We start from the raw sequence: 263 nt of genomic DNA on the forward strand, positions 1-263 counted from the left end.
ATGTAAGGCACTTTAAATACGCCCACACGCACTAGCGATACAACCCCTTTACCAAAGCGACGTGTTTCTTTACCTTGGCGATTAGTACTGGCTTTAACTTTAATGCGTGATTTTGAAAAGCCTGGGCGGATTTCAACTTTTTGGCCTTGATTGGTTTTAACCACGCGGGCTACGTTTGACTCTGGTGCATTGCGCTGCATGCCTTGTTGATATTTAATAGCGCCATCTCTTATTGCACTGGTCATTAAACCGCTGGCCTTTTT

The 263-nt window shown here is 44.5% G+C and carries 1 protein-coding gene; it reads right to left on the reverse strand.

Annotated features, from left to right (window positions below; all coding sequences use genetic code 11):
• The coding region (locus tag AAEY68_RS21210; RefSeq protein WP_350586844.1) for a hypothetical protein at positions 1–245 on the reverse strand (245 nt) is incomplete at its 3' end.
• Positions 246–263 lie beyond the last annotated feature (18 nt).

The sequence above is a fragment of the Pseudoalteromonas sp. RB2-MNA-CIBAN-0110 genome (assembly GCF_040309305.1).
Classification (GTDB): domain Bacteria; phylum Pseudomonadota; class Gammaproteobacteria; order Enterobacterales; family Alteromonadaceae; genus Pseudoalteromonas; species Pseudoalteromonas arctica.